4 protein-coding genes and 1 pseudogene are annotated in these 5,910 nt (G+C 62.4%); 4 read left to right on the forward strand and 1 reads right to left on the reverse strand.

Going from position 1 to position 5,910, the window contains the following annotated elements:
- Positions 1 to 152: 152 nt before the first annotated feature.
- The gene (locus M0954_RS22480; protein WP_297355570.1) at positions 153 to 1,268 is read right to left on the reverse strand and encodes an AI-2E family transporter; all 1,116 of its coding nucleotides are present in this window, start codon (positions 1,266 to 1,268) and stop codon (positions 153 to 155) included.
- A 289-nt stretch (positions 1,269 to 1,557) separates the two neighbouring features.
- Between M0954_RS22480 and M0954_RS22485 the strand changes: the two genes are divergently transcribed.
- From M0954_RS22485 to M0954_RS22500, 4 genes and pseudogenes are all read left to right on the forward strand, one after another.
- On the forward strand, positions 1,558 to 2,772 hold the full coding sequence (locus M0954_RS22485) for a DUF2863 family protein (RefSeq protein ID WP_297355572.1): 1,215 nt from the start codon (positions 1,558 to 1,560) through the stop codon (positions 2,770 to 2,772).
- Between the two features lie 268 nt (positions 2,773 to 3,040).
- Positions 3,041 to 3,898 carry a response regulator transcription factor gene (locus M0954_RS22490; protein WP_123385845.1) on the forward strand — a complete coding sequence of 286 codons (858 nt, stop codon included), beginning with the start codon at positions 3,041 to 3,043 and terminating at the stop codon, positions 3,896 to 3,898.
- A gap of 116 nt (positions 3,899 to 4,014) precedes the next feature.
- Positions 4,015 to 4,689 carry an energy-coupling factor ABC transporter permease gene (locus tag M0954_RS22495; RefSeq protein ID WP_123384454.1) on the forward strand — a complete coding sequence of 225 codons (675 nt, stop codon included), beginning with the start codon at positions 4,015 to 4,017 and terminating at the stop codon, positions 4,687 to 4,689.
- Positions 4,690 to 4,913: 224 nt separating this feature from the next.
- Positions 4,914 to 5,544, forward strand: a pseudogene (locus tag M0954_RS22500) (hypothetical protein).
- Positions 5,545 to 5,910: the final 366 nt, after the last annotated feature.

Genomic DNA, 5,910 nt, shown 5'->3' on the forward strand with positions numbered 1-5,910 from the left:
ACAGGTTTTTTGCATCAGATCACCCTGCCCAACCCGCCGAAAGCCTTGCCACTGCTGGCTCTCCCGCTTCCCGCGCTCCGGGGTCCGAAGCGCGAAAGATCGAGATTCTAGCGACCCGACTCTCGCCCTGCAAGCCCTAACAGGAATTTATTTCACGGGGCCTTTCGAACCGGCTGCGCTTCCTCAATCGCTGCCGGCCCAGCCTCCGGAGCTAAGGCGCGGGCAGTCGAAGAACCGATCGTCCAGTCATGCAACACGGTGTATGCAACGGCTAGCAACGTAGGCCCGATAAACACGCCCAGGAAGCCGAACGCAAACGCGCCGCCGAGAATCCCTAACATCACCAGAATCAACGGCATATCGCTGCTCTTGCCAATCAGGATAGGCTTGATGACGTTGTCCGACATACCCACCGCGACGACTCCCCAGATAACGAGAAAGATCGCCCAGCCGGTCGCGCCGCCGTGATAAAGCCAGATTGCGGCCGGCAACCAGACAATGACCGGACCGCCCGGAATGACCGACAGGAAGAACGTTGCCAACCCAAGCAACGCAGGCGCCGGCACACCGGCGATCCAACAGCCGAATCCGGCTAGCACCCCCTGCACCAGCGCCGTGCCGAGAATGCCGTAGACGACGCCCCGCACCGTGCTACCCGCCAGCGCCAACAGATAATCCGCACGCTCGCCAGTAATACGGCGCATGCCAGCGTTCAACCATGCCGCCGCACCCTCGCCGCCGGTGTAGAAAAAGAACGCCAGCACAATACTGAGCGCCAGCAGCCCCAACCCATGCGTCACCGCAATCGCAGCAGCCAGAATCCATCTGCCCGCAGGTGCGGCAAGGGTTCGCAACTGCGCGATCAACTCAGAATTGCCGCTTGTCAGATGCGCCCAGAAGGCCTCGATATTGGGACCGACCAGAGGTATCCGCACCACCCAGTCCGGCAGATCCGGCAAGCCATCGTCGAACAGTTTGTGTACCAGCGCGATGATCTCGTGGACATGAGCGCCGAAAGCAAATCCCGCGTAGACGAACGGCCCTAGAACCACAACCAGAATAATGAGGACGATCAGTAACGCCGACAGCTTGCGCCGACCGCCGACCACCGCCGTCAGCTTGCGGTACAACCCCCAGGAGCTATAGCTAAGAATGGCGCCCCACAGCAATGCAGTCGTGAATGGCGCCAGCACAAGTAACGAACCGCCTACCAGTACGATCAATGCAAACACGGCGGCAAGCCGCTCGATCAGTTGGTCCGATTTCACTTTGAATCCCCTCGTTGTGTCAGACCACAACGCCACTCGGTCGCGCACTCATCGGCGCGACGCCGAAGGCCGTCGGTATAGAAGTCCATCGCTTAACGACCTCTACCTTGCGTCAACTACGCCGTCCCGGTCAACCCGCCGGATGGCCTAAGACACGTAGCCCCAGTCCTCTGCGACCATGCCTGCGCCGGGCCCCACGCGTCGCGATCCGCCATGAGTGACATACAAATGATAGGACGGCACAGAAAAGACTAGAATATACGGTTCTGTGCCCCCCATTCCTGGATTTATGCGCTCGCGAATCGCCAAACGTCTCCCCCCTGATGCCGACAAGCTGGTCGGTCTTTCGCTCGCGCTATTCGCGTCGGGCAGCCGCACCGAAGACCGCTTCTGGGAAGCGAAGCTCGATGCGCTGCTAACCAAGATCGTTCGCAACGCCAACCAGACAACCCTGGACGCCGCGCTCGACCATCTCCAGCAGAATCATCCGGATGCCTACGGCGCGCTCGCCGACATGGCGGAGACGCATAGCGAATCGTTCATCCTCGAGCACGAGGGCGCAACGTACGAGGCGTTGCTGATCGCCGCGCCCGTGCTGGCCTGGACTCGCTATGCCATCCCGTCGGGTCCGCTGAAGAACGACTCGGCGGACGCGCTGCGCGCCCATCTGCAGGCACACGTGCTTGCCACCGGCACGCGCGTGGCCTTGGCACCGTTCCTATACAGCATCGATCAGTTGCCCCGCCATCACGTCGAAACCTGGCGCATCGCGCAGCAGCTCACACAAGCGGCGCTCGGCGGAGCCACTGTAAAAATCAATTTCGGCGAACTGCCTGAGACCTCGCCGATCCTGGCCGATCCGCGCTTCCTGCTGGCCGTGGTCGCGGCGCCCGTCGGCGCGCCGGTGTTCCGCTGGCAGGAAGAGGAGCACGGCAACCGCATCGAGCGCGGGCAATGTCTTGAGCAGTGGGCCACGCAAGGGGGCGCCAATCTGTCGCTGGCGCTTCCCGGTTGCGAATTCGAGTGTTTGTTGCCGGACGCTTACTATTCGGCTTGCCGCGACGCGGACGAACGCGTGCGTCCGCATACCGTTCGCACCGCCGTGCGCTATCTGTTCGACACCATTAGCGCGGCGCCGGCCGAACTGAGGGCGGTGGTCGCGGGCTTCGGCGAGCGTCGGATCGACGAATATCGCGTCGGCTTCACCCGCCGCGGCAGCAATGATGTGATCTACGGCGTCGTGTGGCCGTTGTACGGCCGTGAAAACGGTGAGCCGGGCATCGACGAGGAGCCGCAGGAAGCGGCGGCCGACAACGGCCCGCTCGAAGAAATCGTCGCGCTTCTGAAGGAAACTGGCGTGACGGACATCCGGCGTCACGCCGGCCGTTTCGAGCCTGAATATTGCGACGACTGCGGGGTGCCGCTCTACGCGGACCCACTCGGCGAAATCGTGCACGCCGAAATGCCGGAAGACGCAGAACCCGCGCAACCGCATTTCCACTGACGCGAGCAGAGGTGACCGCACAAGCGGCACCAGGCTGGCGCGGCCAAAACCGCCAGCCACGATGAAACGGCCCGATCAGCTTCTGCTGATCGGGCCGTTTGCTTTTTTCGGGACACCAGCCATGACAATCATCCTATGTCTTCTGGCCAGGCCGTCAAGAAGCAAGGAATTTGTCATCATGGCGTTGGTGGCGCATCGCAATGCAACCGGCGTCCTTTGCCGCGAGCGAGCATCGCGCCACCACGAACGATTCATCTGGAGGCATGGCATGCGATTCTTGGTTCTCAACTCCGACGCGGAACGACGTGACGGGCTCAAGGCACTGTTGCGGCAAATCGACCGGCAGGCGCGCTTTAACGAAGCACAGGACTGGCGCCAGGCTGACCGGGCGTTGCGCCGGCAACCGCCCGATCTGCTACTGATCGACTGGCAGGACTGGATGTCCGTCGCCGAGGTGCGCCGGGTGTTAGCCGAGCACGCCGGTCTGCGAATCGCGGTGCTGACCCACGACACGTCGCCCAGATGTGTGCGCAGCCTGTTGGACAAAGGCGTGCTTGGCGTGGTGCTCCGGGACACCGACCCGCGCCTGATCGTGCGCGCGCTCGAGATCGTGCTGCTGGGCGGTCACTATGTGCCGGCCGGGGCGCTGTCGCTGCCGCCACCGCCACAGCCGGAACCCAACCCTCGTGAACCCGAAGTCGTCAACATCAAACCGCCGCCGAAGCGCACCCGGCTAGCGAGCGGCCTGTCGCCGCGCCAGGAGCAGATCATGCGCTGCGTGCACATGGGCAGCACCAACAAGATGATCGCCCGCACGCTAGGTATCAGCGAAGGCACCGTCAAGATCCATTTGTCCAGCATCTTCCAGCAACTTGGCGCCCCCAACCGGGCGGCCGCCGTGGCGCTCTACAACGGCTGGCTGTCTGCCCAACTCGAAGTGCTGCGCAGCGACCAGAACGGCCCTGCGCGACCGGTGATGGGCGAGCCTGGGGTGGTCCCGCTGCGCCGCCGCAAGCCGGCGCAGTTCACTTACCCGTTGCCGGCCAACGACACCACGGACAGCTTGCCGATGGCCGCAGAACCCGTCGTTCCATTTGGCGATCCCGAGCCCGACGAATCGACCTGACGCCCACCGGCAGGGGCACTTAAGAAGTTTGATCTGAGCCAGGCAAGCCGTGTCTTCCACCGGCTGGCACGGAATCCGCTCACACCTTTTTCCGTCCAACGAGTAATATGAGATGTATGGGTTTCCTCTACACACCGCTTCCGCTATGGGTCGCTGTCGGTGGCTGGGTCGCCGCCGCGCTGCTGCTCGCGCTCGCGCTGTGGAAAAATCCGTTCAAACGACTGCAAGACGGCACCCTGCAACACGTCTGGCTGGCGATTATCGTTGCCGTCTCGGTACTATGGGCGAGCAACGCATGGCTCGACGACGGCACGGTGATGCATCTGCTTGGGGCAACGCTCGTCGTCACGCTGTTCGACTGGGCGCTAGCGCTCATCGCCATGGCCGCGGTCACCGGCCTTGCGGCGGTCGTTTTCGATGCACCGTGGCAAGGCATCGCGCTCACTTTTATCGTCTACGGTGCATTGCCGGTCGGTATCTCAGCGTTGCTGCAGCGGGCATGCATTGCCTGGCTGCCGCGCAACCTGTTCATGTTCATCTTTGGGCAAGGCTTCGTCTCGCCCGCCATTGTGGTCGCCCTGACAACCAGTGCTGCGGTGGGCGTCCACATCGCGGTCTCCGGCGGCTCGATGACCGTCATACCGGTCGGCTACGCGTTCAGCATCTTCCTGCTTGCGACCGGCGAAGCATGGTTCACCGGCATGTCCACGGCGTTGATTGCGGTCTATCGGCCTGCGTGGGTCACCACGTACGACGTACGCCGCTATCGGCTCGGCGGCCCCCGTATCTGACGCAAGGCCTCACACCGGACAGCGGCCTCGCTTCGCAGGAGAAGCTCTCGCGCCGCGTTAACCGGCTGCGACCGACGGCGATCAGCAGTAATAAACCGCCGGCTCGCAAGCACGATTGGAGACCAGCTACCGCGACAAGCCAAAAATTTTGTGTCAGGATTGAACTCCTTGCTGTCGTCAGGCATCTTACGTGCCTGATGTCTCAATAGCGCCTACCGAACTAGATGGATCGCACCAACGTACCGCGCCGATTGCTGCGGGTGGTCGGCCGGTTAGCGGCATATGCGGCGAGTCTCTCGCTCATGTGCATCGCTCCCGCCTTCGCCGATCAACTCGAACAGCACAACGAACTCGTCGAAAAATTCGTCAATGATATGCACGCCGATCCGCTCGTGGCCGACTGTGCAGCACATGGCAGTTTTGTCGCCAGCACCTCGACTGTTTTCGACCATGTCGAATTCCCGCCCAGCTCCTTCGATAGCGCCCATTCCGCGGTCACACCATGGAACGATTCGTTCGACGAAGGCAAGCAGCATGTCAAGGTCGACAGCATCGTCACCGTCGAAGGACTCGGCGTGCGCAACGATGGCGGCGGCGATCCATCCGACCTGAAATTCCGCTGCGGCTATCTGGGCAGCCAGATGCTCGCGTTTAGCTGGAATGATCCGGTGCCCATGCCTAAACCGCGCGCCGAGCCGTCTTCCGGCAAACACAAAGGCGGCAAGGGCAAGCACTCGACGGGCGGCAAGTCGACGAAGAAATCGTCTGGCAAGAGTTCGAAGAAAGGCCACCACTAGCAAGTGCAGCAGCAAGAGAGCCGCGGCGAACCAGACGCAATGGCGCGTCAGCGCTTAAGTAAGCCGGCTTTCGGCACCCGGCCCGAACACCCGCCACTCGCACGAAGCGCAACGCACAACCCACAACCCACAACCCACAACGCAAAGACAAAGCGAGGCACACGCTCAACGCGCATGCCTCGCTTTTCTGTTGGAACGACCGTCTTCGCTGAGACAAATACCATTAGTGGCCCAAGCCCGTAGCCGCAGGCACCGCCACCGCTACCGCTACACCCACCGCCACCCTTCCGGCATCCACCCTAAGCAAACGTCTCCAAGTGCCGCAACATCGCCTGCAGCATCGCGGCACCCAACGACGCACTGCGCTCGCCATTCCAGCCCACCCGCTCATCCGGCAGATTCGCGTTGTCCTTGAACGGCATCT

Source organism: Paraburkholderia sp. (genome assembly GCF_026225065.1).
Classification (GTDB): domain Bacteria; phylum Pseudomonadota; class Gammaproteobacteria; order Burkholderiales; family Burkholderiaceae; genus Paraburkholderia.

Coding starts and splice junctions, on each gene's coding strand:
- M0954_RS22485 (WP_297355572.1), top strand. CDS start 1,558: ATGCGCTCGCGAATCGCCAAACGTCTCCCCCCTGATGCCGACAAGCTG.
- M0954_RS22495 (WP_123384454.1), top strand. CDS start 4,015: ATGGGTTTCCTCTACACACCGCTTCCGCTATGGGTCGCTGTCGGTGGC.
- M0954_RS22490 (WP_123385845.1), top strand. CDS start 3,041: ATGCGATTCTTGGTTCTCAACTCCGACGCGGAACGACGTGACGGGCTC.